Consider the following 23,569-nt stretch of genomic DNA (forward strand, 5'->3'; position numbering starts at 1 on the left):
CGGGGCTCAGCTCGCTCACTGCGTCCTCACCGCCTGCCCCATCTCCTGCGCGCCGCGCTTGACCGCGCGCACGATGTTGCAGTAGCCCGTGCAGCGGCACAGGTTGCCCTCCAGCCCGTGCCTGATCGACTCCTCCGACGGCTCCGGGTCCTCCCGGACCAGGTCGATCGCGGCCATGACCATGCCGGGGGTGCAGTAGCCGCACTGCAGGGCGTGCTCTTCGTGGAAGGCCCGCTGCATCGGGTGCATCGACCCGTTCGCGCCCAGGCCCTCGACGGTGACGACGTCGCCGCCGTCGGCCTGCACGGCGAGCACGGAGCAGCTCTTCACGCTCTTGCCGTCGAGCAGCACCGTGCAGGCGCCGCAGTTGCTGGTGTCGCAGCCGACCGGGGTGCCGGTCCTGCCGAGCCGCTCACGAAGTAGATGAACGAGGAGGAGCCGCGGCTCGACGTCCTCCTCGTACTTGATCCCGTCGACGGTGACGGTGATTCGGGGCATACGTCCTCCCTCAGGAGCAGGGGGAAAGGCGGACACACCCGAAACTACGCCGGTGTTTTTCCCGGTCAAGGGTTACTTGCCGCGGACCACCCGAGCGATGATCGCCACCACCCCCGCGAAGGCCAGCCCCACCACGGTCAGCCCGACCAGAATCAGCGCGTCCGTGAGCACGCGGGTCACCACGAGGATGCCGAGCACCACGAACAACGTGCCGCTCAGCAGGGCCATCCAGTCGGTCCGGTGCACGCGCCGGACCCGCTCGACGTCACGCGCCACGCCGCACCTCCATGTCGCCCAGGCCGCCCCGCAGGTTCAGCACGATCGTGAACTCCTCGTCCTCGGACCTGACCTCGGGCTCCAGCACCTTGTCGAACTTGACGTCCACGCCGCCCCTGATCGACTGGTCGACCTTGATGTCGCCGACCTTGTTCATCGCGTGCACCTCGACCCTGGCCGTCGGCGGCACGATCACCGTCAGCTCGCCCACGGAGACCCGGGCGTCGAACGTCAGGCTCGTCCCCGGCAGCGCCTTCAGCTCCGTCAGGTCCAGCCGGCCGTCACCGACGCCGACGTCGTAGACCTTGCCCGCCTCAGAGGGCTTGGTCAGGTACCAGGTGGAGTCGCCGAAGTTGCGCGGCAGGCCGCCCAGCATCAGCCCCACGCCGATCAGCAGCGCGACCGTGGTGCCCGCCGCGACGAGACCGGCGCCGCGGCCCCACCAGGCGGCGATGAGCAGTCCGGCGCCGATGGTGATGAGCACGGCGCCGCCGACGATGGTCGGGCTCACGCCCGCGGCCGACCTGGCCTGGACCGCCACGACGATCCCTCCCACTATGATCGCGAGCAAGATGGTGATGACCCCGATGAACGACTTGGGGCGCCGGGCCCGGGGGGCCGGGGCGGGGGCCGGGCGGCCGTACAGGGCGGGGTCGTAGGGCGACTGGCCGGGCCGCCTGGCCGGGTCGAGCGGGCGGTAGGGGCCCTTCGGGGCGAAGGGCTCGCCGTAGCCGCTGTAGTCGATCGCGGTCCTGGGCTGCGGGCGGTAGGCGGGCGGCTCCTGCCGCGACGCCGCCTGAGCCTCGGCCTGCGGCCGCGGCTGCGGGGCCTCGGCCCGCGTCTTCGGGGCCTCAGGGGCCTCAGGGGCTTCTGCGCCGGGCGTCTGTGCCTGGCGGGTCGCGTCGCGGGGGAGCTGGTGCTCCGCCGTCACGGCGCCGGCGTCCTCCATCGCCTGTGCGGCCTCGATCTTCGACATCTCGGCCCGGCCGGCCTCCGCCTGTCCCGCTTCAGGGGTCTCGGGCCGGTCCGTACGAGGTGTCGCGGCCTGCCGGCCGGCGGACATCGCCCGCAGCCGCGCGGCCACGGCCTCGGCGTGCGCGGCGGCCGTCGGCCGGGGAGCCGGAGCCGGGGACTCGGGGTGGGCCGTCACGGTGTCGCCGAGGCCGGACCAGCCGGGCTCGGCGGGACGTACCCGAGGTGCGGACGCGGGCGGCGCGTAGGACGGCGCGGGCGGCTCCGCGTCGGGGGAGCGCCGGCGACCGAGCCGCTCGGGCATCGAGCGGGCCAGGCCCAGCAGGTCGACGCCTCTGGAGTGGGCCGCGAGCAGCGAGACGGCCAGCAGCACGCCGACCACCAGCGTGCCGGTGTCGAGCCAGACGGTCGCGAGGTTGAGCGCGAGGCCGAACCCGAGCACCGCCGTGAGCAGCGCCATCACGGCCTCGGCGTCGAGGTCGCGGCGGGTCCACTGCTCGATGATCCCCGGCCCGCCGTTGGGCTCCTTCATCAGCAGGTAGGCCGCGATGTACAGGAAGATCCCGATGCCCGAACCGAGCAGGAGCACGGCGAACGCCACGCGGAACACCACGGGGTCGATGCCGGTGTGCCGCCCGAGACCGGCGCAGACGCCCATGAGGAAGCGCCCCTCGCTGCTGCGTCGCAGCTCCCGGGGCGGGGCGGCGGGTTGCCTGGGCGGAGCTTCTGTCATGGAACCATCGTGGACCGTCGGGCGGGGTGGCCGCATCCGGGAGACCCCTGACTCGACCCTGGGGGTTGTTCCCTGATGCCCGAAGTGCCCGCGACATGTGACGATGGCGATGTTATGGCAGACCAGAAGACACTTGCCGAGCCCACCGGCGATCGACCCTATCGCCGGATGCTCCGCCCCATGGAGGGCCGCCTGCTCGGCGGCGTGGCCCAGGGGCTGGCGGCGCAGCTCTCCCTCGATCCCGTCGTGATCAGGCTGATGTTCGTGCTGCTCAGCGTCGTGGACGGGGTCGGCATGGTGGCGTACGCCGTGCTGTGGATGATCACTCCGCGTGAGCCGTACGAGGGGCAGCCGCCGCAGCGCGACTGGAGCCAGCTCGCCGCGTTCAGCGCGATCGGCGTGGCGCTGGCCGCGTTCGGCTGGCTGACCGGGGCCTCGAAGGGCGGGATCGGCATGTTGCCGTTCGCCGTCGGCGGCATCGGCGCGCTCATCCTGTGGCAGCAGGCCGACCCCGAACGCCGCAAGAACTGGGTCAGCGGGGCCACCAAGAGCATCCGGACCAACCGGGTGCGCACGCTGCTCGGCGTGACGCTGGTCGTCATCGGCGCGGCCGGCTTCCTGTACGCCCAGGGCGAGCTGGCCCAGGCCAGGCCCGGTCTGCTGTTCACCGTCGTCGTGGTCGGCGGCATCGCGGTCATCGCCGCGCCCTGGCTGGCCGGCCTGTGGAAGGAGCTGCAGCTCGAACGGCGCGAGCGCATCCGCCAGGAGGAACGCGCCGAGGTGGCCGCCATGGTGCACGACTCGGTGCTGCACACGCTCACCCTCATCCAGCGCGTCTCCCACGACCCCCGCGAGGTCACCAGGCTGGCCCGCTCCCAGGAGCGCGAGCTGCGCAACTGGCTCTACCAGCCCGCCCAGGACGCCGACGCCACCGTGGCCGCCGCCGTACGCCGGATCGCGGCCGAGGAGGAGGACTCGCACGGCGTGCCCATCGAGGTCGTCTGCGTCGGCGACATCGACCTCGACCCGCAGGGCAAGCTGGCGGCGATGCTCAAGGCGTCCAGGCAGGCGATGGTCAACGCGGCGAAATATTCTGAGAGCCCGGCCATCTCCGTCTACGCGGAGGTGGAGGGCTTGGAGGTGACCATCTTCGTGAAGGACCGCGGCAAGGGCTTCGACCTTGAGGCGGTGCCCCTCGACAGAATGGGCATCAGGGAGTCCATCATCGGGAGAATGGAACGTCACGGCGGCACGGCCAGGGTCCGCACCGAGCCCGGCGAGGGCACGGAAGTGATGCTGACGATGAAGGTGGACAAGCAATGACACGCGTGTTGATCGTCGACGACCACCGGCTGTTCAGATCCGGCGTACGCGCGGAGCTGGGCGACTCGATCGAGGTCGTGGGCGAGGCGGAGGACGTCGAGACGGCGGTCAAGGCCATCGCCGAGCACCAGCCCGACGTGGTCCTGCTCGACGTGCACATGCCCGGCGGCGGCGGCCAGGAGGTGCTGCGCCGCGTCCTCAGCACCGGCTCGCAGGTGCGCTTCCTCGCGCTGTCGGTCTCCGACGCCGCCGAGGACGTCATCGGCGTCATCAGGGGCGGCGCGCGCGGCTACGTCACCAAGAACATCAGCGGCAAGGAGCTCACCGACGCCATCCGCCGGGTGGCCGACGGCGACGCGGTCTTCTCGCCGCGGCTGGCCGGGTTCGTCCTCGACGCCTTCGCCTCCTCCGAGGCGCCCTCGATCGATCCCGAGCTCGACTCGCTGACCCAGCGCGAGCGCGAGGTGCTGCGGCTGATCGCCCGCGGCTACGCGTACAAGGAGATCGCCAAGGAGCTGTTCATCTCGGTCAAGACCGTGGAGACGCACGTGTCGTCCGTGCTGCGCAAGCTCCAGCTCTCCAACCGGCACGAGCTGTCCCGCTGGGCCACCGCGCGCCGCCTGGTCTGATCCTGCTTTCTGGACCGTTACAAGGTCGTTACGGCGATTCGTAGACGAATCAGGCGTCTCAGTAGTCACACATGGAAGGAGAAGCACATAATCCAGGAGTAACCCCCTTGAATCGCGTCCCCCGGTTGCTTGCCATGGTCGCACTGGCCTCGGCTGCGGCCTGTTCGGCAGAAGGCGTGCCAGCCTCGCAGGTCCCGGCGGTCCGGACGACCGCCTCCGTGGGCCTCGCCGCGGCTGCCCACGTCGCGGCTCCGGCCAAGAAGGTCAAGCTCGACATCGCCGACATCACGCCCATGGCGGAGACGGCGGAGAAAGTCGGTGTCGGTTTCCCGATCATCGTCACGTTCGACCGGGATGTGAAGGACAAGGCCGCCGTGGAGGCGCTGCTGGAGGTCCAGGCCGACAAACCGGTCGAGGGCGCCTGGCGCTGGGTGTCGGCCCGCAAGGTCATCTACCGGACGAAGACGTACTGGAAGCCGCATCAGAAGGTGCTGTTCACCGCGCGCCTCAGCCAGCTGCCCGGCAACAAGGCCGAGGACGTCACCCGCCGCTTCGCCGTCGGCACCGCGAACATCTCGGTCGTCGACACCCGCCGGCACCAGATGAAGGTCTACCGGGACGGCAAGATCGCCAAGAAGATCGCGATCAGCGCCGGCCGGGGCGGCCTCATGCGCAACGGCGTGGACGTCTACCTCACCACCAGCGGCGTGCACCTCACCATGGGCAAGAAGTCCGTCGAGACGATGACGTCGTCCTGGATGGGGGTGACCGACCCCAAGGACCCGCGCTACTACAAGGAGGAGATCCCTTGGGCGGTGCGCATCTCCGACAGCGGCGAGTACGTGCACCAGAGCGCCGGCTACTACCAGTACCTCGGCCGCTCCAACCAGAGCCACGGCTGCGTGCGGGCCACCCCGCAGGGCGCCAAGTGGTTCTACGGCATCGCCCAGCGCGGTGACGTCGTCAAGATCACCGGAACCAAGCGTAAGCTCGACTGGCGCAACGGCTGGAGCTACTGGCAGCTCAACTGGACCCAGTGGAAGCAGGGCAGCGCCCTCAAGCCCTGACCCGGAAGCTGAGCGGCAGGGCCGCCTCCAAGCGCCCTGCCCTCACCACCGCGAACCAGACGCCTCACACCCCCGGCCCGCCGCCGGGACCCGGCTCCTCAGAGCCTGGCCCCCGCTGTCGAGGGTCGGTGCCTCAGAGCCTCATCCCCCGCTGTCGAGGGGCCGGTGCCTCAGAGCCTCGCCCCCCGCTATCGAGGGTCGGTGCCTCAGAGCACCGATCCGCCCTACGCCATCAGGCGCCCGGCCCCCGGCGAGGGGTGGGCGCCCGTCGACCCCCAGGGGTCAGAGCTTCTCCAGGGGTGCGTACGCCAGCAGCAGCGTCTTCTCCCCGTCGGCGCCGAAGTCGATCTTGACCTTGGTCTTCTCCGCCACTCCGTCCACGGCCACCACCGTGCCGAGCCCCCACTTGTCGTGCGTCACCCGATCGCCGGGCGTCAGCGACAACATCTGCCGCGACCCGCCGCCCCCGCTCCTGGGCGCCGGCCGCGCAGCCGGTTCCCGCCGCGTCGCCGCGCTCCAGGCCGACTTCTCGGGGTCGGTACGCCAGTCGATGAGCTGCCCCGGCACCTCGTTGACGAACCGCGAGGCCGGGTTGAACGACGGCGACCCCCACGAGCTGCGCACCGCCGCCCGCGTGAGGTAGAGCCGCTTCTGCGCCCGGGTGATGCCGACGTAGGCCAGCCGCCGCTCCTCCTCCAGCTCCTTCGGCTCGCCCAGCGACCGGACGTGCGGGAACACGCCGTCCTCCATCGCGGTCAGGAAGACGACCGGGAACTCCAGCCCCTTGGCCGTGTGCAGCGTCATCAGCGTGACGACGCCCTGCCCGCCGTCGGCGTCGGGGATCTGGTCGGCGTCGGCGACCAGCGACACCTGCTCAAGGAACTCCACCAGCGTGCCCTCGGGGTTGGCCTCCTCGAACTCCGAGGCCACCGAGACGAGCTCGTTGAGGTTCTCCAGGCGGGACTCGTCCTGGGGGTCTTCGGAGGCCTCCAGCTCGGCGCGGTAGCCGGTGGCCACCAGGATCTCCTCGGCCAGCGTCGACGGCGGCACGCCCTCGGCCTTGGCGATCAGCTCCTCCAGCATCGCCACGAACTCGCGCACCGCGTTGAGCGAGCGCGTCGCCATGCCGTACGCCTCGTCGGCCCGGCGCAGCGCGTCCCAGAACGAGATGCGCTCGCGCGAGGACAGCGCCTCGATCATGGCCTCGGCCCGCTCGCCGATGCCGCGCTTGGGCACATTGAGGATGCGCCGCATCGACACGACGTCGGCCGGGTTGGCCAGCACCCGCAGGTAGGCCAGCAGGTCTTTGACCTCCTTGCGCTCGTAGAAGCGCACGCCCCCGACCACCTTGTACGGCAGCCCGGTGCGGATGAAGATCTCCTCGAACACGCGCGAGGCGGCGTTGGTCCGGTAGAACACCGCGACCTCGCTCGGCTTGACGCCCTCCTCGTCGCTGAGCCGGTCGACCTCCTGGGCCACGAACATGGCCTCGTCGTGCTCGTTGTCGGCGACGTAGCCCACGATCTTGGGGCCGTCGCCCTGGTCGGACCAGAGGTTCTTCGGCTTGCGGCCCTCGTTGCGCGCGATCACCGCGTTGGCCGCGGCCAGGATGTTCTGGGTGGAGCGGTAGTTCTGCTCCAGCAGGATCGTGCGGGCGTCGGGGTAGTCGCGCTCGAACTCCAGGATGTTGCGGATCGTCGCGCCGCGGAAGGCGTAGATCGACTGGTCGGCGTCGCCCACCACGCACAGCTCGGACATGTCGGCGCCCGGACGCACGACGTCGCCGTCGGCGGTGCGCAGCTCGGGATGGCCCACCAGCTCGCGGATCAGGATGTACTGGGCGTGGTTGGTGTCCTGGTACTCGTCGACCAGCACGTGCCTGAACCGCATCCGGTAGTGCTCGGCCACTTCGGGGAAGAGCTGGAACAACGTCACCGTGTTCATGATGATGTCGTCGAAGTCCATCGCGCCGGCCTCGGTCAGCTTGAGCTGATAGGCCTTGTACGCCTGCGCGAGCGTCTTCTCCAGGTGCGAGCCCGCCCTGTCGAGCGCGGTCTCGTAGTCGACCAGCTCGTTCTTGAAGTTGCTGACCTGCGCCGAGAACGAACGCGGCGGGTAGCGCTTCGGGTCGAGCTCCATCTCCCTGCAGACCATCGCCATCAGCCGCTGGGAGTCGGCCTGGTCGTAGATCGAGAAGCTGGACGGGAAGCCCAGCCGCTTGGCCTCGCGCCGCAGGATGCGCATGCAGGCGCTGTGGAACGTCATCACCCACATCGCCTTGGAACGCGGCCCGACGAGCTTGTCGATGCGCTCCTTCATCTCCCGGGCGGCCTTGTTGGTGAAGGTGATGGCCAGGATCTCGCCCGGATGCGCGTTGCGCTCGGCCAGCAGGTAGGCGATGCGGTGGGTGAGCACCCGCGTCTTCCCCGACCCCGCCCCCGCCACGATGAGCAGGGGGCTGCCATGATGGATCACGGCCTCGCGCTGCTGGGGGTTGAGGCCGTCGAGCAAGGGGTGGTCAACAGAGACTTGGGTCGGCACCCACCTAGGTTAAGACGCGCCACCGACAAACGGCGCCCGGAATGCCTTCGACGGGGTGCCGTTTGTCCTCCGTACAGGGTCCAGGAAGGGAAGCCATGCTGGCGGAAGCCGAGATCAACCGGGTACTTGTCGTGACCGCGCATCCCGACGACGTCGACTTCGCGGCGGCGGGAAGCGTGGCGCTGTTCGTGGAGCGGGGCGTGGAGGTCACGTACCTGCTCGTCACCGACGGTGACGCCGGCGGCAACGAGCGCACCCTCGACAACTCCGGCATGGCCGAGCTCCGCAGGACCGAGCAGCTCGCCGCGGCCAAGGCCGTCGGCGTGACGGACGTGCGCTTCCTCGGCTACTCCGACGGCCGGGTGGTGTCCTCGCTCGACCTCCGGCGCGACATCGCCCGGGTGATCCGCCAGGTACGCCCCGACCTGGTCATCACCCACCACCCCGACCGCAACTACCAGTTCGTCGCCCCCAGCCACCCCGACCACCGGGCCGTGGGCGGGGCCGCGCTCGACGCGGTCTACCCCGACGCCCGCAACCCCTACGCCTTCCCCGAGCTGCTGCGCGAGGAGGGCCTGGAGGCGTGGACGGTCAGGGAGGTCTGGCTGAACGGCGGCTCCACCCCCAACCACTGGGTGGACGTCACCGCGGTCATGGACCGCAAGCTCGCGGCCTTGCAGTCGCACGTCAGCCAGGTCGCCCACGTCGAGGGCTTCGTCGACTTCGTCCGTGGCCGCTTCGCCGCCTGGGCCGAGCAGGCCGGCTTCGGCGAGGGCCACTACGCGGAGGGCTTCCAGGTCGTGCCCACGGCCTGACCCGGTCGTTCCGCTCCCGGCTCAGGGGATCGAGCCCGGCGGCACCACCCAGAGCGCGGGCTGCCCGGTGACCTCGGAGATGATGTCGAAGGCCCGGTCGTAGTGCAGGATCGTCGCCTGATGCACCTCGGCGCAGGCGGCGATCAGCAGGTCGCTCGGCCCGATGCCACGGTGGTGAGAGATCCCGACCAGTTGCCTCTGCACCTCGACGGCCCGCGACTGCACCTCCTGGTTCAGCGGCAGGCTGACGCACTGGCGCTGCGCACGCAGGATGCGCCGGTAATGGACGAGATCAGGGGCGCTGCGGAGCACCTCCAGATCGATGACGGCGCAGGTCGCGACGACCTGCGCCACATAGAGCGGGTGAAGGGCCTTGGCGACGACGTCGCTCGTCCGGATGCGGGTGAGGGCGCTCTTGTCGAGGAGGTACGTCAGTCCTGTGGTTGCCACACATGCCGCGTGATCTCCTGGTCCAGGAGATCCGGGCTTCCCTCGGTACGCCAGAACTCGAATGCCTCGATTGCGCCGGCCCTCTCCTGCTCCCTGTCGACGTCGATCAGCGTACGCATGCAGCACCACCTCCGTACCTCCACCGCATATCAGGACTTCTGATCTTGATAGCCGCATTCAGGGAGTCAGTGAGAGCTCCCGCGATGCGTGTCTCGGGTGAAGGTAAAGGCATCGAGGGGAACTTCCTGGACCGTTCCAAGGAGGTGAGGAAGGATTCTCATCTTCCGAGGTGGAAAACTCATCCTCGGCCGGAGGAAGTCTTCCCCCGGCCGTCGCGCCCAGCCTTCGCCGAGATCCTCGCGAAGAGGTAGCCGAGCGAGTTGGTCGCCAGGTGCAGCATCGACGGCGCCAGCAGCCCGCCGCGCCGCCGGAGCTCGCAGAAGAGCACCCCCGCCGCCGCCGTGGACACCACGCTGCCCGCCACCACCCGCGCGACGTCGAGACGGGCGGGCGACTCGCCCGCGGTCAGCGCGCCGAGCGCCGGGTTCGCGCGGGCCATGTCGATCGCCGGGAGGATGTGCCAGAGGCCGAACAGGGCCGAGGAGACCGCCGTGGCGGCGGCCGGGCCGTGCCGGCGGGCCAGCATGCCGTGCAGCGCGCCGCGGAACCCGACCTCCTCCAGCAGGACGGTCCCCAGGGGGACCTGGAGCAGGGACTCCTCCAGGACGCGGGCGCGCGAGAGCGACAGGGCGCGCTCGTCGTGGAAGAGCGGCCTGGTGCGGGGCACGGAGATGCCCACGGTGTAGACGGCGGCCACCGCCGTCGCCAGCGCGCCGCCGACGGCCGCTCCGCGGGACGCCTTCTCGAACCCCAGCTCACGCCACGACACCCCGTGCCCGCGTGCCATGGCCACGAGCGCGGCGGTGGCGGCGGCGGAGGTCAGGGGGGCGAGCCTGGGGGCGATCTTGTTGTTGAGGACGTTGGCGGCGGTGAGGACGGCGATCGAGCGCAACAGCACCCTTGCAGGCTACGTCGCATCACAGAACGCCGGCGTCCGGTGGGGGCGGGGTGGTCGGTGGGTGGGTCAGGACGCGGCGGAGTTGCGCCAGCCGGCGGGGAAGCGGGTGCGGCGGCGTTCCTGGGGGGTGAGGCCGCCCCAGATGCCTTCCGTCTCGCCCTCGCGTAAGGCGTAGGAGCGGCACTCGTCGATGACCGGGCAACGGGCGCAGACCGCCTTCGCGCGGGCCTCCTGCAACGGTGAGGGCGCGAGCGGGAAGAAGAGGTCAGGGTCGCTGGACCTGCACGCGCCTCTGCGCAGCCAGCCGATCTCCTCCAGTGGCATGCCTCCACCGTAGAGGCAGGTCATGATCAGACACATCATCCTCTGGGTTGACCCGCGCGTACACCCTCAGCAGGCGCCCACGCCGTCCTCGTAGCCGCCGGCGAAGGAGGACTGGCGTTGCTCGGCGGTGCCGTGGGCGGCGGGGTCCAGCCAGTCGTCCGTGGGGTCGCCGGCGGCCTCCAGGCTGGTCATGAGCTCGTCCTCGTCACCGGGCTGGGCGCGCAGGGAGCCTGAGCCGACCAGGGCCGCCAGCGTCCCGCCGGCGTAGCAGTCGGCCTGCAGCTCGGCCTGGACGTTCAGCTCGAAACCGGTCCTGAGCTGGGCCTGGACGGCGTGCCCGAACTCGTGGGGGATGATCACGTACACCGAGCCGTCGCCCATGTCGTTCCACAGGGACTCCATCCAGGCCTGGTCGTAGGCGATGAAGTGGCCCTCGGGGCAGTAGAAGGCGTTGTTCGGCACGGACGGCTCGCCCCCGCAGGAAGGCCCCGAACTCCCGGAGTAAGGGATGAAGTCGGCGATAGGCCGATAAGTCATCCCCTGCTGGTCGAAGAACTCCGTCCAGAACGACTCGGTGAGCGTGCGCGCGGCCCGGATGTCGTCCTCGAACGTGTCGGCCCCCTGGGCGTCCCTGGAGGCGGGCCGGGTGAGGCCGCAGCCTGCCAGCAGCAGGACGAGGGCCAGGACGAGGAGGCGGGATCGCACGAGGTTCACACGTCCCAAGTGTGCACCGGATCGTTGCCGTGCATGCGGTCGATGTAGTCCAACGTCATGGCGCGTAACGCCTCGTGGCGGTCGCCGCCCTGCGCGCGCACCCGTTCGACCTGCCACGTCGCGCCCGTGCGGCCGGTCAGGCAGCGTCCCTCGATGATGCCGAGCAGCCGGTCGGCGACCGGCGTGTGCACCCCCCACGCGGCCAGGCCCTCGCGCGCCATGGGCAGCAGCCGGCGCAGGATCAGCTCGGCCGCCGGCACCTCGCCCAGCCCCGGCCAGTACAGCCGGGCGTCCAGGCCGTGCCGGGCCGCGGCGGCGAGGTTGTCCTCGGCGGTGCGGAAGGACATCTGGCTCCAGATCGGCCGCTCGGCCGACGGGAGCACGCGCATCAGGCCGTAGTAGAACGCGGCGTTCGCGGCGATGTCGGCGACCGTGGGCCCGGCGGGCAGGACGCGGTTCTCCACGCGCAGGTGCGGCACGCCGTCCACGACCGCGTAGACGGGCCGGTTCCAGCGGTAGATGGTGCCGTTGTGCAGGGTCAGCTCGTGCAGCTGGGGGATGCGTCCCTGGTCCAGCTCGGCCCGCGGGTCCTCCTCCTCGCACAGAGGCAGCAGCGCCGGGTAATAGCTGACGTTCTCCTCGAACAGGTCGAAGACGCTGGTGATCCAGCGTTCCCCGAACCACACCCGCGGCCGCACGCCCTGTGTCTTCAGCTCGGCCGGACGCGTGTCGGTGGCCTGCTCGAACAGCGCGATCCTGGTCTCGCGGTGCAGCTCCTTGCCGAACAGGTAGGGGGAGTTGGCCGCGACGGCGACCTGGGGCCCCGCGATGACCTGGGCGGCGTTCCAGTGCGGCGCGAACGCCTCCGGGCTCACCTGGAGGTGGAGCTGGACGCTGGTGCACGCGGCCTCGGGCGCGACGCTGTCGGCGTGGGTGTCGAGGCGTTCCACGCCCTCGATGCACAGGTGCAGGTCCTCGCCGCGGGCGGCGAAGATCTGCTCGTTGAGCAGGCGGTAGCGGGGGTTGGCCGACAGGGTGCCCTCGCTGATGTCCTGCTCGCGCAGCGTGGGCAGGATGCCGACCAGCACCAGGTGCCCGTCCTGGGAGCGGGCGCGCTCCTCGGCGTGGTTGAGCCGCCTTCGTACGTCCGCCTCCAGGTGGAGCGGGCCGTCGCCGGTCAGCTCCCGGGGCTCGACGTTGATCTCGATGTTGAACTGGCCCAGCTCGGTGGCCCAGTCCGGCTGCTCGATCGCGGCCAGCACCTGGGCGTTGCGCATGGCGGCCTCGCCACGGGCGTCCACGATGTTGAGCTCGATCTCCAGGCCGGCCTGGGGGCGGTCGAACTCGAAGCGGGACTCGCGCAACATCTGGGCGAAGACGTCGAGACATCGACGCACCTTTTCCCGATATTTCCGGCGATCGTCCCGGCTGAACACGACGACTGGCACGTCCCTGCCCATACCAGGAAATGTCGCACGGCTGGGCCGTCATGACCAGCCGGAGATCGACACGATGTCTCCGGCGGGCCGGACCACACGAAGATCATCGAGACGGCGCGCGCCCCCCTGGCATCCCCGTAGGGTTCGGGCATGCGTGTATTGATTACCGGTGGGGCGGGCTATATCGGCAGCACGATCGGGTCGGCGTGCCTCGACGCCGGCATCGAGCCCGTGATCCTCGACAGCCTCGTGACGGGCCGCAGGGAGTTCGCCGACGGACGGGTCTTCTACGAGGGCGACATCGGCGACGGCGCCCTCGTCGACAAGATCTTCGCCGAGCACCCCGACATCGAGGCCGTCGTCCACTGCGCGGCACTGATCGTCGTGCCCGACTCCGTCGCGGACCCGGTCGGCTACTACCGCGCGAACGTCGCCAAGAGCCTGGAGTTCACCGACCACCTGCTGCGCAACGGCTGCGAGCGGATGATCTTCAGCTCGTCCGCGTCGATCTACCAGGCCGGCGCGGACCACACTGTGGACGAGAGCTCGCCGCTCGCCCCGCAGAGCCCGTACGCGCGGACCAAGGCGGTCTGCGAGGCCATGTTCGCCGACATCGCCGCCACCCGGCCGATCCGCATCCTGTCGCTGCGCTACTTCAACCCGATCGGCGCCGACCCGGCGATGCGCACGGGCCTGCAACTGCGCCGTCCCAGCCACGCCCTGGGCAAGATGATCGAGGCGTACGAGGACGGCGTGCCGTTCGCGATCACCGGCACCGACTACCCGACGAGCGACGGCACGGGCATCCGCGACTACGTCCACGTCTGGGACCTGGCCGCCGCGCACGTGGCGGCGCTGCGCCGGTTCGACTCCCTGGACGCCGACGTGATCAACCTCGGCACCGGCGCCGGCACGACGGTCCGCGAGCTGGCCGAGGCGTTCAACCGGGTCGTCGACCGGCCGATCGACGTGGTCGAGGCGCCCGCCCGGCCCGGTGACGTGGCGGGGGCGTACACGCGCAGCGACCGGGCGCGGCGGCTGCTCGGCTGGGAGACCGAGTTCACCGTCGAGGAGGGCATCAGGCACTCGCTGGAGTGGGCCGCCCTGCGCGACTCCCGCCTCGCCTGACCCGCGCCCGGCGTGCCGGGCGCCGCGCCCGTCCCGCCAAGCGGCGACGGGACAGGCGCGGGCCTCGGCACGGGCGGGTGCTACTTGGCGACGCTCACGCCGAACGGCAGGTCGAGGGAGGAGATGTCGTCCTTGCCGTTCTCGAACTCGCTGGAGACGTCCTCAGCCGTCGGAGCCTTGATCGACACGGCGCCGCCCCAGCCGGTGAAGCGGGTGTCGACCCGCACGCCGTCCTTCTTGGAGCCCGAGCCGGTGATCGCGGTCTGCGGGAACGTGGCCACCAGGCGCACCGGCAGGCCGGCCGCGTCAAGGGTGAGCTTCCAGCTGATGACGCTCTTCAGCGCCTTGGCCGTGGGCCGCGGGTCGATCGCGGTCGCCCGGTACCAGGGCGAGACCTTCCGCAGGTCGCGGACGGTGATCGTGCCGGCGTAGCCGCCGCTCACCGGCTTGGCGGTCTTGAGCAGGGTCTTGAGCGTGGCCTGCTCGGCGACGTTCACCGGCTGGCCGAACACGCCGGTGATGCCGCCCGTCGGGCCGTTCTTGGCCTTGAACCAGGTCTCGCCCTCGGGCAGGACCGTGGTCCACATGCCGCCGGACAGGTACGACGTCGTGCCGATCCGGATCGTGCGCTCGGGCGTGGCGAGGGCCTTGGCCTCCTCCGAGGGCTCGTCGCCCAGGTCGGACATGTTGAGGGCGAACTTGCCCGTGATGTCCGAGGCGGCGACGCCCGACTTGCTGAACTGGAAGGTTCCCGTGCGCCGGATGAAGACCTCGCTGCGCGTGCCGTCGGTGATGCTGATGCGCTCGCTGAACTGCACCCCCTTGCCGGGGACGAGCTGCTTCTTCACGGCGGTCACGGGGTTCTTGGGCGCGGCCGCCTGGGCCGGCGCCGCGAGCAGCGCGGGGGTGGCGGCCACCAGGGCGGCGGCCGTCGCCAGCGCGACGCCGGTGAGGGTTCGCTTCATGTGCGGTTGTGTCCTTGTTTCGAGGGGGAGTTGTCGACAGCTCGGCGGCTCAGTCGAACAGGCCGAGCGAGCTGGTGGAACCGTCGGGGATGGCCTGGCGGAGCTTCTCGGCTCTCGCCCGCTTCTCGGCCATCAGGTCCTTGTAGGTGATGACCTCGTCCACCGGAGGGGCCTTGACGCTGACCTTCGCGCCCCAGCCCGAGAGCCGGGTCTCGACGACGCTCCGCGAGCCCGGGGTGAGGCTCTGGCCGGTGACGACGCGGTCGGGCAACGCCTGGGCGTTCAGGCCCAGCTGGTAGCGGAACCCCTCGTACGCGCCGGCCCCGCGCGCCTGCGCGAGCGTCAGCGTGCCCTGGCGGAGGCCGTCCTTGGGGCCGGCGGCGTGCGAGACCAGGGCCTTGACCGTCCTGGGCGCCAGCACGTCGACCGGCTGGGCCGAGGTGATGACCTTGCCCTTGAGGTGCTCCATGAGCACCCACGTCCTGCCCATGGGCAGGTCGTCGGCCAGGTCGGCCGCCTGCACGTAGACCTTGCCGCCGACGCTGATCCAGCGTTGCCGGCTGTCGTCCGCGCCGATCGTCCTGAACACGACGTCGGCCGCGACGGGCCCGGACGCGCCGAACTCCACGGAGCCGGCCATGCGGGTGACCTGGCCGTCGCGCGGACGCTTCGACTCGGTCCGCGCGGTCTCGGAGATCGTCACCCCGTGGCCGGGGACGAACTGCCGCTTCAGGGCGGTGACCGGGTCCACGGCCGCCTGTGCGGGGACGGCCGGGATGAGTGCCGCGGCCGTCACCGCGGCCGCGAGCAATCGCTTCATGAGTGTCCTTAGGAGGGGGGCTACCTGATGGTGCCCAGGGAGTTGAGGGAGCCGTCCGGGATGTCCTGCGGAACGGCGCTGTCGTCGCCGAGGTCGGTGATGTCGGCCACCTGGTCGGCCGGCGGGGCCTTGACCTTGACCTTGGCGCCCCAGCCGGTGAAGCGGGTCTCGGTCGTGCTGTGGCTGGCGCCGAGGATGCCGAAGTCGAGGGTCCAGTCGCTGACGACCCTGGTGACCAGGCCCTTGGAGTTCACGGCGAGCAGGTACGAGACCTTGACCTTGGCGATCTTCTTCTCGACGCTCTGGCCGTAGATCTTGCCGAGTTCCTTCACCGTGACCGAGCCGCGGTAGATCCCGCCCTTGGTGCTCGCGGCGTGGGAGACGAGCATCTTCAGCACCTTGGGCTCGAAGACGTCCAGCATCTGGTTGGAGGTGCTCATCCGCAGGCCGGTGTCGGGGTAGCGGACCCACTTCTTGCCCTCGGGCAGGCCCTCGCTGTAAAGGCCGCCCTGCGCATATACGTGCTTGCCCACGGTGATGGTCCGCGACGGCAGCAGCGACGCGTACAGGTCGGCGTTCTTGCCGGTGCTGCGATTGCGTACGTCCGAGGCGACGATTCCGGACCTGCCGAACTCCAGAACGCCGGACGTCTTCATGGTTCCGGTGCTCTTGCCGTCCATCGAGGAGCGGGACGTCTCGGTGAACCGTACGCCGTGTCCGGCGACGTACTGCTTCTTCAGCGCCTTCGCCGGATCCGCGGGCGCGGCCTGGGCCGGGGTCGCGGTCACGAGCGCCGCCGCGCTGGCCAGGGCCAGGCCCGCGATAATTCGCTTCATCCGATTCCTTCAGATCAAGAATGAGGGGAGCAGAAATCCTGCCAATTGAAGATCACGACCATATATCGACAGACACCGCATAAGGCAGCGAATTGGTGCACTTTCGGTGCAGAGGAGGACATGGTGAAGTGAGATCACCGTCACATAGCGGAAGAACCGTGCCCCGATGACCTGTGCAGGTCAAGCTTGGGGCTAGGCTTCACTGGCGGAAACGCCCGGCACGCACCCCTGAGCGTAGGAGCTCGCCGTGAGAGAGCGAGGCACGAAGCCGACACGAGCGGCGAGCGGACGCGACCGTCAGCGCAGTTGCCCGGGCCGTCGAACATCAGTCGGATAAGCAAGGACGGACCCTCGTGGACCTGTTCGAACATCAGGCGAAGGAGCTCTTCGCTGACTACGGCATCCCGGTGCCACGCGGCATCGTCGCCAACACCGTGGAGGAGGTGCGGGCGGCGGCTGAGGAGCTGACCGGCCGCGTTGTCGTCAAGGCCCAGGTCAAGACCGGCGGTCGCGGCAAGGCCGGCGGCGTGAAGGTGGCCGACGACGCCGCCGACGCCGTCGAGAAGGCCACCGCCATCCTCGGCATGGACATCAAGGGCCACACGGTCCACAAGGTGCTCGTGGAGGAGGCCAGCGCGATCGCGGAGGAGTACTACTTCTCCTTCCTGCTCGACCGCGCCAACCGTACCTTCCTCGCGATCTGCTCCGCCGCCGGCGGCATGGACATCGAAGAGGTCGCCCACAGCACGCCCGAGAAGGTCGCCAAGGTGCCGGTCTCGGCACTCGACGGCATCGACCGCGCCAAGGCCCGCGAGATCGCGGTGGCCGGCGGGCTGCCCGAGAAGTCGCTCGACGGCGCCGCCGAGCTCATCGAGAAGCTGTGGCACTGCTTCGTCGACGAGGACGCCACGCTGGTCGAGGTCAACCCGATGATCCTGTCGGCCGACGGCCAGGTGAAGGCCCTCGACGGCAAGGTCACCCTCGACGAGAACGCCGGCTTCCGCCAGGCCGACCACGAGGCGCTGGCCGACAAGGCCGCCGAGGACCCTCTGGAGGCCAAGGCCAAGGAGAAGGACCTCAACTACGTCAAGCTCGACGGCAACGTCGGCATCATCGGCAACGGCGCGGGCCTGGTCATGTCCACCCTCGACGTGGTGGCCTACGCGGGCGAGGCGTTCCCCGGCAAGCCGTCCCCGGCGAACTTCCTGGACATCGGCGGCGGCGCCTCGGCCGAGGTCATGGCCGCGGGCCTGGAGATCATCCTCTCCGACCCGAGCGTCAAGTCGATCTTCGTGAACGTCTTCGGCGGCATCACCGCCTGCGACGCCGTGGCCAACGGCATCGTCTCGGCGTTCAAGCTGCTGGAGAGCCGCGGCGAGGCCGTGACGCACCCGCTGGTGGTCCGCCTCGACGGCAACAACGCCCAGCTCGGGCGGCAGATCCTGGCCGACGCCGCGCTCCCGCGGGTCGAGCTGGTTGACACGATGGACGACGCGGCCAAGCGGGCCGCCGAGCTCGCTGCGGTAGGTGCGTGAGTCATGGCTATCTGGCTGACCGAGAACAGCAAGATCATTGTTCAGGGCATGACCGGCGGTGAGGGCACCAAGCACACCCGCCGCATGCTCGCCTCCGGCGCGAAGGTCGTCGGCGGCGTCAACGCCCGCAAGGCGGGCATCACGCACGAGGGCCTGCCCGTGTTCGGCACGGTGAAGGAGGCCATGGAGCAGACCGGCGCCGACGTGTCGGTCGTCTTCGTGCCGCCGGCCCACACCAAGGCCGCCGTCAAGGAGGCCGTCGACGCCGAGATCCCGCTCTGCGTCGTGATCACCGAGGGCATCCCCGTCCACGACTCGACCGAGTTCTGGGCGTACGCGGTGGCCAAGGGCAACAAGACCCGCATCATCGGGCCCAACTGCCCCGGCATCGCCTCGCCCGGCGCGTCCAACGCCGGCATCATCCCCGCCGACATCACCACCGCCGGCCGCATCGGCCTGGTCTCGAAGTCCGGCACGCTGACCTACCAGCTCATGTACGAGCTGCGCGACTTCGGTTTCTCGACCGCGGTCGGCATCGGCGGCGACCCGGTCATCGGCACCACGCACATCGACGCGCTCCAGGCCTTCCAGGACGACCCCGACACCGACGCGATCGTGATGATCGGTGAGATCGGCGGCGACGCCGAGGAGCGTGCCGCGGCCTACATCGAGCAGCACGTCACCAAGCCGGTCGTGGCCTACGTCGCGGGCTTCACCGCCCCCGAGGGCAAGACGATGGGCCACGCCGGCGCCATCGTCTCCGGCTCGGCCGGCACCGCCCAGGCCAAGAAGGAGGCCCTGGAGAAGGTCGGCGTCCGCGTCGGCAAGACCCCCTCCGAGACGGCCCGCCTGATGCGCGAGATCATGCAGTCCCGCTAGTCACGCTGGAAAAGCCCCGCCTGGCCGCCGCCATGCGGGGCTTTTCCATGCCGCCGGGCGTCCCAGGGCCCGCCGGGCGGCGCGTAAAGGGCGGGGAAAGGGCGCGAGGCGCGTTCGCGGGGGTCTCACGGCGACAAAGTGGACCCGCTGCGGCGCGTCAACCAAGCGATGGTTGGGAAAGATTGAGAAAATCACATCTGTGACGGCCATTCTCGACCAGTTGCGTACCGCCCCCAAGTCGGTGCTCGGCAAGCTCCCCGGGGTCTCGACCGACGACGACGAGACGAGGCGGCCGCTACCCGTGTCGGGCATGCTCGCCGCCGCCTGCACGCTCGGCGTCGGCCTGGCCGTGCTCACCACGCTCACCCTCGTCGGCTGGATCGCCGCGCCGCGCGGCACGCTCGGCGCGGGCCTGCCCGGCGTGTTCCGCGCCGCGGCGCAGCTCTGGCTGGCCGCGCACCACGCGGGGTTCGCGATGCCCGGCGGCCGGGTCGGGCTGCTGCCCCTCGGGCTGATGGTGCTGCCCGCCTTCCTGCTCTACCGCGCCGGCCGGTGGATGGCCCGCGACGCCGACCTGCGGCTGCGCCTGCCCGCCCGGCTGCCCAAGAACAGCCCGCGCGAGCAGGCCAACGCCCGCCGCCGCGCGCAGCTCGTGCTGGTCGGACAGGCCGGCGTCTCGCTGGCGGCCCCCTACGCGCTGCTGGCCGGGCTGATCGCGCTGGTGGCGAGCAACGAGATCACGCAGCCGTTCATCGGCGAGGCGCTGCTCAGCCACTTCGTGCTGGCCTTCCTGGCGGGCTCGCTGGCCACCGCGCGCATGATCGGCCCGTGGCGGATCATGCTCAAGCTGCTGCCCGAGCGGCTGCGGGCCGTCACGGTCGGCACGGCGGTCGCCACCACCGCCCTGCTGGCGTCCGGGCTGGGGCTGGTGCTGGTCGCGGTCGTGCTGAACTTCGGCCAGGTCAGGGACCTGTCGAACGTGCTCGCGCCCGGCTTCGTCGGCGGCGTGCTGCTGTTGCTGCTCCAGCTCCTCTACCTGCTCAACGCCGTGATCTGGGCCTCCTCCTACATCGCCGGCCCCGGCTTCGCCATCGGCGCGGACACGCTGGTCGCCCCGACCGGCGTCGAGCTCGGCACGGTGCCGAGCCTGCCGCTGCTGGGCGCGCTGCCCGAGAGCGGGCCCGTGCCCGCGTGGATGATGGCGGTGATCGCGCTGCCGTTCGCGGCGGGCGCGGTGGCGGGCGTGTTCGTGGCCCGGATCTCGCCCTCGCATTCGTACGAGGCCGCCCCCCTGTGGGGCTTCCTGACCGGCGTCTCCACCGGCCTGGTCGCCGGCCTGCTGGCCGCGCTGTCCGGCGGGCCCATCGGCGGCGGCCGGCTGTCGGCGATCGGCCCGTCCCCCTGGGAGGTGGCCCTGTCGGTGGCCCTGGAGGTGGGCGTGGCGGCCGGCATCTCGGCGGGCGTGGCCAACCTGCTGCTGCTCAACAAGAAGGCCCGCGCGCCGCTCGACAAGGCCGCCGCCCCGGTCCGCAAGGCGGGGGCGGCCATCGCCAAGGCGGCCAGCAAGGTCGGCCTGGCCGAGTCCGACCCGCGCCCCCTACCCGGCCACTGGATGGACGCCACCGAGGCCGACACCCAGGAGATCCCGGTCATCAGGGACGACTGGCAGGACGAGCACGCCTCCGCCGAGGCCGAGACCCTGGCCCAGGCCCGCCCACGCCCGGCCGAGCCCTCGGACGGCCCGGCCCGCCCGCCGCGCAAGGACATCGTGGACGAGTCCGACGACCGCGGCGGCCACGTCATCTACGTCGACCCCTACGCCTGGGACCGCGACTAGCCGGGGCGCGGGGCTAGGACTGCATCGCCCCGAGCAGCTGGAGGACGTCGGGCGGCAGCTTGCGCTGCGCGGCGTCCCTGAACTGGGTGAAGCACTCGCCCTGGGCCGAGACCGTGCCCGCGCCCTTCATGCACTCCTGGTAGGCGGAGTATTCGTCCATCAGGTAGAGCTGCATCCCCGTGGCCATCGCCGACAGGGCCAGCGCGATGGAGGAGATCGTGATGCCGCCGACGGCCGTGCCGGTGGGCTTGTGGGCGCCGCGCAGCCGCGGCAGCGCGCGGATGCCCGACATGAGCGCGAACAGGGCCATGACCAGGCCGGCGAGCGGCAGCATGAACGTCATGGCCAGCGCCGCGATGGACAACCAGATCGCACGGCGACCCGCTGAATCGGCGGGCTGCTGACCCGCCGGTGCCTGCACCGGTGTCGACACCTGACCTCCTCTGCGTCGCCGGGCGAGGAACAGATACCCTGTCAGCCCCACCCTGTTTCCATTCTTTGGAGTGTGCGTGTCAAAGGCTGGGCGGCTCGTCGTCCTCGTCTCCGGCTCTGGAACCAACCTACAGGCCCTGCTGGACGCTTCCGCCGACCCGTCGTACGGTGCGCGCGTGGTGGCGGTGGGCGCGGATCGGGACGGCATAGAGGGCCTGGCCAGGGCCACCAGGGCAAATGTCCCGACGTTTGTTGAAAAACTGGGCGATCATGCGACTCGGGCGGACTGGGATGCCGCTCTCGCCGCCAGGATCGCATCGTACGAGCCCGACCTGGTGGTGTCGGCGGGCTTCATGAAGATTTTGGGCGCGCCCACGCTCGACGCGTTCCCCGTGCTCAACACCCATCCGGCGCTGCTGCCGTCCTTCCCCGGCGCCCACGGCGTGCGCGACGCGCTGGCCCACGGGGTGAAGGTGACCGGCTGCACCGTGATGCTGGCCGACGCGGGGATCGACACGGGCCCGATCGTCGCCCAGGAGGCGGTGCCCGTGCTGCCGGACGACGACGAGCCGGTCCTGCACGAGCGCATCAAGACCGTCGAGCGCCGCCTGCTCGTCGACATCGTCGGCCGGATGGCCCGCGAGGGCTGGACGGTCAGCGGACGCACCGTCCGCATCGGCAACCAATCAGGAGGGGAAAGCACGTGACTCGCATCGCCATCCGGCGCGCGCTGATCGCTGTCTACGACAAGTCCGGGCTCGAAGAGCTGGCCAGGGCACTCGACGGCGCCGGCGTGGAGATCGTGTCGACAGGCGGCACGGCCGCCGCGATCGCGTCCCACGGGATCCCGGTGACCAAGGTGGAGCAGCTCACCGGCTTCCCCGAGTGCCTCGACGGCCGGGTCAAGACGCTGCACCCGCGCGTGCACGCCGGCCTGCTGGCCGACCTCACCAAGCCCAGCCACGTGGCCCAGCTCGACGAGCTGGAGATCGACCCGTTCCAGCTCGTGGTGGTCAACCTCTACCCGTTCCAGCAGACGGTGGCCTCCGGCGCCTCCGACGAGGAGTGCGTCGAGCAGATCGACATCGGCGGGCCCGCGATGATCAGGGGCGCCGCCAAGAACCACGCCACCTGCGCGGTCGTGGTCGACCCCGCCGCCTACGGCGACGTGCTCACCGCCCTGGACGAGGGCGGCTTCACGCTGCACGAGCGCCGCCGCCTGGCCGGTGTCGCCTACGCCCACACCGCCGCCTACGACGTGGCCGTGGCCAACTGGTTCGCCGGGCCGTACGCGGGCGGGGAGGAGGAGTTCCCCGAGTTCACCGGCGTCGCGTACGAGCGCAAGGCGACCCTGCGCTACGGCGAGAACCCGCACCAGCGCGCCGCCCTCTACACCGCCGGCTCCGGCGGCCTGGCCAACGCCGAGCAGCTGCACGGCAAGGAGATGTCCTACAACAACTACCTCGACTCCGACGCCGCCTGGCGGGCGGCCTGGGACTTCGCCGAGCCGTGCGTGGCCATCATCAAGCACCAGAACCCGTGCGGCATCGCCGTCGGCGCCGACGTGGCCGAGGCCCACCGCAAGGCCCACGCCTGCGACCCCGTCTCGGCCTACGGCGGCGTGATCGCGGTCAACCGCGAGGTCACCGTCGAGCTGGCCCGGCAGATCGCCGACGTGTTCACCGAGGTCGTCGTGGCTCCCGGCTTCAGCGCGGAGGCGCTGGAGGTGCTGCGGGCCAAGAAGAGCCTGCGCCTGCTGCGCTGCCCGGAGGGGCCGTCCCAGCCGCTGGAGTTCCGCCGCGTCGACGGCGGCCTGCTGCTGCAGGCGGTCGACCGGGTCGACGCCGCCGGCGACGACCCGTCGGCGTGGGAGCTCAAGACCGGCGCGGCCGCCTCGCCCGAGCTGCTGGCCGACCTGGCCTTCGCCTGGCGCGCCTCGCGCTCGGTGAAGTCCAACGCGATCCTGCTGGCCGCCGGCGGCGCCACGGTGGGCGTGGGCATGGGCCAGGTCAACCGGGTCGACTCCTGCCGCCTCGCGGTGAGCCGGGCGGGGGAGCGGGCGGCCGGCTCGGTCGCCGCCTCCGACGCGTTCTTCCCGTTCCCCGACGGGCCGCAGGTGCTGATCGAGGCCGGGGTCAAGGCGATCGTGGAGCCGGGCGGCTCGATCCGGGACCAGGAGGTGATCGACGCCTGTGAGCAGGCGGGCGTCACCCTCTACTTCACCGGCACCCGCCACTTCTTCCACTGATCACCGGTTCATCGGATAAAGGGCAACAAGAGATCGCTTGTTGCCCTTTATCCGTTTTGGCGGCGAGCATTGGCACTCCCCGGTTACCCT

The 23,569-nt window shown here is 70.6% G+C and carries 24 protein-coding genes; 10 read left to right on the plus strand and 14 right to left on the minus strand.

The features are described 5' to 3' along the window. Positions 1 to 15 precede the first annotated feature (15 nt). The 3 genes from ACIBK9_RS45170 to ACIBK9_RS45180 all read right to left on the minus strand — a co-directional run bounded on the left by ACIBK9_RS45170 (position 16) and on the right by ACIBK9_RS45180 (position 2,479). Positions 16 to 498 carry a (2Fe-2S)-binding protein gene (locus ACIBK9_RS45170; protein ID WP_352362730.1) on the minus strand — a complete coding sequence of 161 codons (483 nt, stop codon included), beginning with the start codon at positions 496 to 498 and terminating at the stop codon, positions 16 to 18. A 72-nt stretch (positions 499 to 570) separates the two neighbouring features. Further along, positions 571 to 774 (minus strand): hypothetical protein, encoded by a 204-nt coding sequence (locus ACIBK9_RS45175; RefSeq protein ID WP_397165170.1) that lies wholly within the window; start codon positions 772 to 774, stop codon positions 571 to 573. After that, positions 764 to 2,479, minus strand: a complete 1,716-nt coding sequence (locus tag ACIBK9_RS45180) for a PspC domain-containing protein (RefSeq protein ID WP_397165172.1) — start codon at positions 2,477 to 2,479, stop codon at positions 764 to 766. Before ACIBK9_RS45180 ends, ACIBK9_RS45175 begins: the two co-directional genes overlap by 11 nt. Before the next feature lie 114 nt (positions 2,480 to 2,593). Between ACIBK9_RS45180 and ACIBK9_RS45185 the strand changes: the two genes are divergently transcribed. The 3 genes from ACIBK9_RS45185 (at position 2,594) to ACIBK9_RS45195 (ending at position 5,498) form a co-directional block, all read left to right on the plus strand. Beyond that, positions 2,594 to 3,802, plus strand: coding sequence for a PspC domain-containing protein (locus ACIBK9_RS45185; protein ID WP_358282268.1), 1,209 nt, complete (start codon positions 2,594 to 2,596; stop codon positions 3,800 to 3,802). Further along, the gene (locus ACIBK9_RS45190; protein ID WP_352323887.1) at positions 3,799 to 4,431 is read left to right on the plus strand and encodes a response regulator transcription factor; all 633 of its coding nucleotides are present in this window, start codon (positions 3,799 to 3,801) and stop codon (positions 4,429 to 4,431) included. The genes ACIBK9_RS45185 and ACIBK9_RS45190 overlap by 4 nt, the downstream gene beginning before the upstream one ends. A gap of 176 nt (positions 4,432 to 4,607) precedes the next feature. Further along, positions 4,608 to 5,498 carry a L,D-transpeptidase gene (locus ACIBK9_RS45195; protein ID WP_397165174.1) on the plus strand — a complete coding sequence of 297 codons (891 nt, stop codon included), beginning with the start codon at positions 4,608 to 4,610 and terminating at the stop codon, positions 5,496 to 5,498. Between the two features lie 282 nt (positions 5,499 to 5,780). Here the strand turns inward: ACIBK9_RS45195 and pcrA are convergent, their stop codons facing one another. Beyond that, positions 5,781 to 8,009, minus strand: a complete 2,229-nt coding sequence (pcrA, locus tag ACIBK9_RS45200) for a DNA helicase PcrA (RefSeq protein ID WP_397165380.1) — start codon at positions 8,007 to 8,009, stop codon at positions 5,781 to 5,783. Between the two features lie 125 nt (positions 8,010 to 8,134). On the opposite strand from pcrA, the gene ACIBK9_RS45205 reads away from it, so the two are divergent. Further along, positions 8,135 to 8,854, plus strand: coding sequence for a PIG-L deacetylase family protein (locus ACIBK9_RS45205; protein ID WP_397165176.1), 720 nt, complete (start codon positions 8,135 to 8,137; stop codon positions 8,852 to 8,854). A 21-nt stretch (positions 8,855 to 8,875) separates the two neighbouring features. On the opposite strand, the gene ACIBK9_RS45210 is transcribed toward ACIBK9_RS45205, so the two are convergent. From ACIBK9_RS45210 to ACIBK9_RS45235, 6 genes are all read right to left on the minus strand, one after another. Continuing rightward, on the minus strand, positions 8,876 to 9,304 hold the full coding sequence (locus ACIBK9_RS45210) for a PIN domain-containing protein (protein ID WP_397165178.1): 429 nt from the start codon (positions 9,302 to 9,304) through the stop codon (positions 8,876 to 8,878). Then, positions 9,286 to 9,423, minus strand: a complete 138-nt coding sequence (locus ACIBK9_RS45215) for a hypothetical protein (RefSeq protein WP_397165179.1) — start codon at positions 9,421 to 9,423, stop codon at positions 9,286 to 9,288. The genes ACIBK9_RS45210 and ACIBK9_RS45215 overlap by 19 nt, the downstream gene beginning before the upstream one ends. Before the next feature lie 179 nt (positions 9,424 to 9,602). Beyond that, the gene (locus tag ACIBK9_RS45220; protein ID WP_397165181.1) at positions 9,603 to 10,322 is read right to left on the minus strand and encodes a lysostaphin resistance A-like protein; all 720 of its coding nucleotides are present in this window, start codon (positions 10,320 to 10,322) and stop codon (positions 9,603 to 9,605) included. A gap of 66 nt (positions 10,323 to 10,388) precedes the next feature. Then, positions 10,389 to 10,646 carry a WhiB family transcriptional regulator gene (locus ACIBK9_RS45225; protein WP_352323895.1) on the minus strand — a complete coding sequence of 86 codons (258 nt, stop codon included), beginning with the start codon at positions 10,644 to 10,646 and terminating at the stop codon, positions 10,389 to 10,391. Positions 10,647 to 10,712: 66 nt separating this feature from the next. Next, positions 10,713 to 11,360 (minus strand): neutral zinc metallopeptidase, encoded by a 648-nt coding sequence (locus tag ACIBK9_RS45230; RefSeq protein ID WP_397165182.1) that lies wholly within the window; start codon positions 11,358 to 11,360, stop codon positions 10,713 to 10,715. Then, a complete protein-coding gene (locus tag ACIBK9_RS45235) occupies positions 11,357 to 12,757 on the minus strand; it encodes a glutamate--cysteine ligase (protein ID WP_352323897.1) in 1,401 nt (466 codons plus the stop codon). The genes ACIBK9_RS45230 and ACIBK9_RS45235 overlap by 4 nt, the downstream gene beginning before the upstream one ends. Positions 12,758 to 12,949: 192 nt before the next feature. On the opposite strand from ACIBK9_RS45235, the gene galE reads away from it, so the two are divergent. Continuing rightward, complete coding sequence (gene galE / locus ACIBK9_RS45240) at positions 12,950 to 13,927, plus strand: UDP-glucose 4-epimerase GalE (RefSeq protein ID WP_397165184.1); 978 nt, start codon at positions 12,950 to 12,952, stop codon at positions 13,925 to 13,927. An 80-nt stretch (positions 13,928 to 14,007) separates the two neighbouring features. Here galE and ACIBK9_RS45245 read toward each other — a convergent pair whose 3' ends face one another. The 3 genes from ACIBK9_RS45245 to ACIBK9_RS45255 are packed head-to-tail and all read right to left on the minus strand — an operon-like array spanning position 14,008 to position 16,548. Then, complete coding sequence (locus ACIBK9_RS45245; RefSeq protein ID WP_397165185.1) at positions 14,008 to 14,892, minus strand: hypothetical protein; 885 nt, start codon at positions 14,890 to 14,892, stop codon at positions 14,008 to 14,010. A 49-nt stretch (positions 14,893 to 14,941) separates the two neighbouring features. Continuing rightward, on the minus strand, positions 14,942 to 15,712 hold the full coding sequence (locus ACIBK9_RS45250) for a hypothetical protein (RefSeq protein WP_397165187.1): 771 nt from the start codon (positions 15,710 to 15,712) through the stop codon (positions 14,942 to 14,944). 20 nt (positions 15,713 to 15,732) lie between these two features. Continuing rightward, positions 15,733 to 16,548: a hypothetical protein gene (locus ACIBK9_RS45255; protein WP_397165189.1), complete on the minus strand. Its 816-nt coding sequence runs from the start codon at positions 16,546 to 16,548 to the stop codon at positions 15,733 to 15,735. Positions 16,549 to 16,901: 353 nt separating this feature from the next. On the opposite strand from ACIBK9_RS45255, the gene sucC reads away from it, so the two are divergent. The 3 genes from sucC (at position 16,902) to ACIBK9_RS45270 (ending at position 20,799) form a co-directional block, all read left to right on the plus strand. Further along, entirely contained in the window at positions 16,902 to 18,083 is a 1,182-nt protein-coding gene (gene sucC / locus ACIBK9_RS45260) for an ADP-forming succinate--CoA ligase subunit beta (protein ID WP_352323902.1), read from the plus strand. Between the two features lie 3 nt (positions 18,084 to 18,086). Next, positions 18,087 to 18,962, plus strand: coding sequence for a succinate--CoA ligase subunit alpha (sucD, locus tag ACIBK9_RS45265; RefSeq protein ID WP_125644468.1), 876 nt, complete (start codon positions 18,087 to 18,089; stop codon positions 18,960 to 18,962). Positions 18,963 to 19,161: 199 nt separating this feature from the next. Next, a complete protein-coding gene (locus ACIBK9_RS45270; protein ID WP_358282292.1) occupies positions 19,162 to 20,799 on the plus strand; it encodes a DUF6350 family protein in 1,638 nt (545 codons plus the stop codon). 13 nt (positions 20,800 to 20,812) lie between these two features. On the opposite strand, the gene ACIBK9_RS45275 is transcribed toward ACIBK9_RS45270, so the two are convergent. Further along, positions 20,813 to 21,232 carry a hypothetical protein gene (locus ACIBK9_RS45275; RefSeq protein ID WP_397165191.1) on the minus strand — a complete coding sequence of 140 codons (420 nt, stop codon included), beginning with the start codon at positions 21,230 to 21,232 and terminating at the stop codon, positions 20,813 to 20,815. A 76-nt stretch (positions 21,233 to 21,308) separates the two neighbouring features. Here ACIBK9_RS45275 and purN point away from each other — a divergent pair, with 76 nt between their 5' ends. Both purN and purH read left to right on the plus strand, forming a co-directional pair. Continuing rightward, positions 21,309 to 21,938, plus strand: coding sequence for a phosphoribosylglycinamide formyltransferase (gene purN / locus ACIBK9_RS45280; protein WP_352366616.1), 630 nt, complete (start codon positions 21,309 to 21,311; stop codon positions 21,936 to 21,938). Then, positions 21,935 to 23,479: a bifunctional phosphoribosylaminoimidazolecarboxamide formyltransferase/IMP cyclohydrolase gene (gene purH / locus ACIBK9_RS45285; RefSeq protein WP_397165193.1), complete on the plus strand. Its 1,545-nt coding sequence runs from the start codon at positions 21,935 to 21,937 to the stop codon at positions 23,477 to 23,479. Before purN ends, purH begins: the two co-directional genes overlap by 4 nt. The last annotated feature ends 90 nt before the right edge of the window (positions 23,480 to 23,569 follow it).

Source organism: Nonomuraea sp. NPDC050227 (assembly GCF_044459705.1).
In the GTDB taxonomy this organism is placed as follows: Bacteria; Actinomycetota; Actinomycetes; order Streptosporangiales; family Streptosporangiaceae; genus Nonomuraea.

Coding starts and splice junctions, on each gene's coding strand:
- ACIBK9_RS45250 (WP_397165187.1), bottom strand. CDS start 15,712: ATGAAGCGATTGCTCGCGGCCGCGGTGACGGCCGCGGCACTCATCCCG.
- ACIBK9_RS45245 (WP_397165185.1), bottom strand. CDS start 14,892: ATGAAGCGAACCCTCACCGGCGTCGCGCTGGCGACGGCCGCCGCCCTG.
- ACIBK9_RS45255 (WP_397165189.1), bottom strand. CDS start 16,548: ATGAAGCGAATTATCGCGGGCCTGGCCCTGGCCAGCGCGGCGGCGCTC.
- ACIBK9_RS45185 (WP_358282268.1), top strand. CDS start 2,594: ATGGCAGACCAGAAGACACTTGCCGAGCCCACCGGCGATCGACCCTAT.
- ACIBK9_RS45215 (WP_397165179.1), bottom strand. CDS start 9,423: ATGCGTACGCTGATCGACGTCGACAGGGAGCAGGAGAGGGCCGGCGCA.
- sucD (WP_125644468.1), top strand. CDS start 18,087: ATGGCTATCTGGCTGACCGAGAACAGCAAGATCATTGTTCAGGGCATG.
- ACIBK9_RS45190 (WP_352323887.1), top strand. CDS start 3,799: ATGACACGCGTGTTGATCGTCGACGACCACCGGCTGTTCAGATCCGGC.
- galE (WP_397165184.1), top strand. CDS start 12,950: ATGCGTGTATTGATTACCGGTGGGGCGGGCTATATCGGCAGCACGATC.
- ACIBK9_RS45180 (WP_397165172.1), bottom strand. CDS start 2,479: ATGACAGAAGCTCCGCCCAGGCAACCCGCCGCCCCGCCCCGGGAGCTG.
- ACIBK9_RS45225 (WP_352323895.1), bottom strand. CDS start 10,646: ATGCCACTGGAGGAGATCGGCTGGCTGCGCAGAGGCGCGTGCAGGTCC.
- ACIBK9_RS45170 (WP_352362730.1), bottom strand. CDS start 498: ATGCCCCGAATCACCGTCACCGTCGACGGGATCAAGTACGAGGAGGAC.
- ACIBK9_RS45205 (WP_397165176.1), top strand. CDS start 8,135: ATGCTGGCGGAAGCCGAGATCAACCGGGTACTTGTCGTGACCGCGCAT.